Annotated in this window: 3 protein-coding genes; 1 reads left to right on the forward strand and 2 read right to left on the reverse strand. The window is 35.9% G+C overall.

Features of this window, described 5'->3' with window-relative positions:
• A partial coding sequence (locus ACY65O_RS02295; RefSeq protein WP_462219236.1) for a DUF6970 domain-containing protein occupies positions 1–367 on the forward strand: 367 nt, incomplete at its 5' end.
• A 120-nt stretch (positions 368–487) separates the two neighbouring features.
• Here the strand turns inward: ACY65O_RS02295 and ACY65O_RS02300 are convergent.
• Together ACY65O_RS02300 and ACY65O_RS02305 are read right to left on the reverse strand one after the other, a co-directional pair.
• Positions 488–1,372 (reverse strand): SDR family oxidoreductase, encoded by an 885-nt coding sequence (locus ACY65O_RS02300; protein WP_462219237.1) that lies wholly within the window; start codon positions 1,370–1,372, stop codon positions 488–490.
• Entirely contained in the window at positions 1,372–3,489 is a 2,118-nt protein-coding gene (locus ACY65O_RS02305) for a prolyl oligopeptidase family serine peptidase (protein ID WP_462219238.1), read from the reverse strand. The genes ACY65O_RS02300 and ACY65O_RS02305 overlap by 1 nt, the downstream gene beginning before the upstream one ends.
• Between the last annotated feature and the right edge of the window lie 245 nt (positions 3,490–3,734).

A 3,734-nucleotide genomic window follows, 5' to 3' on the forward strand; every position in this document is an offset into this window, starting at 1 on the left:
ATTTTATCAAATGATTAAAATAATGAAATATTTTGTTTTACTTTTTTGTACTATCGCAATTTTCAGTTGCAGTGAAACAAATAAAATAGGCTCCACACTTGCCTGCACACAAAAATTAATTGACACTGCATTGGCTAAACCAAAAGGGGCATTATTTACAAGGACAGAATCTTATCTGTACCAGAATAAAACCGTTTACCTGTACATTGCCGGATGCTGCGACAGGTACAATGAGGTAAAAGATGCGAATTGTGTGTCTTTATTTTCTCCCTCAGGGGGAGTAACCGGTAAAGGTGATGGAACACACCCTGCATTTTTTACAGAGGCTGTATTTATTGCAGTGATATGGGAGGATAAGAGACCGTAAAATTTTATTCCAGCGTTCTCCTCAATCTTCGCCTAGGGTCATGTTTCACGAACTATTCTCCATAATCTCCTATTGACCAAAGTTGAAGATTCGTGAGACACGACCCTTGGCTGTAAAATTTTATTCCAGCGTTCTCCTCAATCCTTCCTTAAAACTCACCGGCTTATAACCCAAATCATTTTTTGCTTTATCAATTGTTAATCCTGTTTTAAGTGGCCGCTTTGCTGCCTGTGCAAAATCTTTTGCGGTTATTTTTTTTATAAGCGATGTATCAATTTGCAAAAATTCGGCAGTAGCAATGGCCATTTCGTAAGGCGTATAAATTTCTTCGCCGCAAATATTATAAATACCAATTGCATTTTTTTCTACCATTGCTGCTATTCCGTTTGCCAGGTCCTCGGCATAAGTTGGTGTACGCACCTGGTCGTTAAATACATCATAGGTTTCTCCATTTTCTAATTTCTCTCTTATTACAGTTAAAATATTATTCCGTTTATTAAAAGGTTTGCCATACACCAGCACCGTTCTTACAATACTCCATGTATGTTCATACTGTTTAACTAATTCTTCTGCTTTTACTTTAGTATCGCCGTAATAATTTACAGGATTAACAGCATCCGTTTCTGTGTACATCCCTCTTTCGCCATCAAAAACAAAATCGGTACTAATAAATAAAAAACCTGCAGTATATTTTTTTGAAGCATTTAATAATATAGCAGTACCATCAATATTTATTTTATCGGCAAGCGGTTTATCTTTTTCACAATCATCGGGTTTGCTTACTGCACCTGCATGTACAATATATTCGGGCTGGTGTTTTGTAAAAATTGTATTGACCATTTTTTCGTTGGTAAAATCCATTTCTTCGTAAATAAAATTTGGATGTGCAAAAGTAAGCCTGTTTGCACCTTTGGATGTGGCAATTACAAAATGATTACAGCTAATTAATTTTTCAATGATATAATGTCCTAAAAAACCATTAGTGCCGGTTATTAATATTTTCATTAAAATTTTGGTGTTACTCCCATCTCATAAAATATAAAAGAAAAAATATCTGCAGTGGTTTCAATATTTTTTTTAGTGTTGCTGGCTCCGTGTCCGCTGTTGGTATCAATTCTTATCAGCACAGGATTTTTACCTTTGTATTTTTCCTGCAGGGTGGCCATATATTTAAAAGAATGTGCTGGTACTACCCTGTCATCATGATCGGCAGTGGTTACCATTGTAGATGGATAATTCGCCGTACTGCTGATATTATGCAAAGGAGAATATGCGTATAGATTTTTAAAATTAGCTTCATTTTTTTCGCTGCTGCCGTAATCGGCAATCCAGTTCCACCCAATGGTAAATTTATGAAAACGCAGCATATCCATTACGCCAACCTGCGGAATGGCAACACGAAATAAATCGGGCCGCTGATTAATAACTGCACCCACCAATAAACCTCCATTACTTCCACCACGAACGGCCAGTTTGCTGCTGGAGGTATATTTTTCTTTTATTAAATATTCGCCTGCTGCAATAAAATCATCAAACACATTTTGTTTATTCAGCATCATGCCGGCTTTATGCCATGCCTCGCCATATTCGCCCCCACCACGTAAGTTGGCTTGAGCATATACGCCACCTGCATTTAAAAAAGGTAACAGTGTGGCACTGAAGGCAGGTTCTAAATTAATATTAAAACCACCGTAACCGTATAATAAGGTTACGTTGTTACCATCTTTTTTTATTCCTTTTTTATTAATGATAAACATAGGAATTTTTGTACCGTCTTTTGACGTATAAAAAACCTGTTTGGTTTCATAATCCGCCGGGTTAAAAGCAACTTCGGGTTTGCGGAAGATGGAACTCTTACCACTGGCAATATCATATTTATAAATGGTTGGTGGAAAAGTAAAAGAAGTAAATACATAAAATACAAATTGATCATCCCGATAGCCATTTAAATTTCCACCATTACCTAAGGATGGATATTTTACTTCTCCTAATTGTTTCCCATTTAAGTCGTACACATAAGTTCGGGTGCTTACATCTTTTAAATAATCAATAAATAATTTTCCACCACCGGTATTGGCATTTTGTAAGGGTTCTTTTTTTTCAGGAATAATAGTAATGGCTTTTTTTAAATCGGGGTTTTTAATATCCACTGCAATCACTTTACTGTTAGGTGCATCAGCATTGGTTTGCAATAAAAATTTATCAGCAGTGTTTTCAATTACGCCGTAATTATCATTGGTAATTTCTGCAACAATGGGATAAAATTTTCTATCTGCAGATGTCAGGTCCATTGCATAAATAGCATTGCAGTCAAATCCTTTTCCCCTGTCGCTTAAGTTGAGGAATAAAAACTTTTCATCTTCGCTGGTGGAAGTAGTATGAAAACGTTGCGGATTATTTTTATCCTCATAAATTAATTTATCATCAGCCTGTGCCGTACCTGCTTTATGAAACCACACCTGGTGATTTTCGTTTTTTACACTCAATGCACTGGCACCATTTTCCGGTGCCGGATAACGGCTGTAATAAAACCCATGCCCTTCCCATGCTGCCCCGCTTATTTTTACCCAATCTAATTTATCATCTAAATTTTTACCTGTAGCCATATCACGTACATAATAAGTTTGCCAGTCGCTGCCGCCTTCGCTTAAACCAACTACTGCATAAGTACCATCTTTACATAAATTAAAAACCTGCAATCTTGTTGTTCCGTCTTTACTTAATTTATTGGGATCAATTACAACTTCGGGTGCACCGGTTAATCCTTTTTGCCTGTATAACACTGATTGGTTTTGCAAACCGTCATTCTTATAAAAATAAAACCACTCACCTTTGCGGAATGGTGCAGAATATTTTGGATAGTTAAAAACTTTTTCTATGGCCTCTTTAAAATTTTTACGGTAAGGGATTTTATCCAGATAACCGAACGTTACTTTATTTTCTTCGGTAACCCATGCTTTAGTTGCTTCGCTTTTATCATCTTCCAGCCAGCGGTAAGGGTCGCTTACGTTTGTGCCAAAATAATTATTGGTTTGTTCAGTTTTTGTTGTGGTGGGATACGTTAACTGGGCAGTAAGTGTTGTCATTAACGCAAAGGTGCTGCTTAAAAATAATAATCTCATGTAAAAATATTTTAACTAAGGTACTGAAATTATTAATTGCTGCTTTTTATTACCGTTGGTGTTTCTCCCACCATCCAGGTGGCGAATGCTTCAAAAATTTTCCAGCTATTTCAGCACTTGGAAAATGCAAATTACTACTACCAATTCTTCATTACTTTAATTTGGATAAAGAAAATTTATAAAAAAATTAAATCTCTGCCACTGTATGTTTTTTAGTGAGATAAAAAATATATCGCCTCAAAAAT

The organism is Ferruginibacter sp. (genome assembly GCF_031430955.1).
In the GTDB taxonomy this organism is placed as follows: domain Bacteria; phylum Bacteroidota; class Bacteroidia; order Chitinophagales; family Chitinophagaceae; genus Ferruginibacter.

Bases quoted from the DNA above. Each gene is read 5' to 3' on its own strand.
- ACY65O_RS02300 (WP_462219237.1), bottom strand. From the start codon at position 1,372: ATGAAAATATTAATAACCGGCACTAATGGTTTTTTAGGACATTATATC.
- ACY65O_RS02305 (WP_462219238.1), bottom strand. From the start codon at position 3,489: ATGAGATTATTATTTTTAAGCAGCACCTTTGCGTTAATGACAACACTT.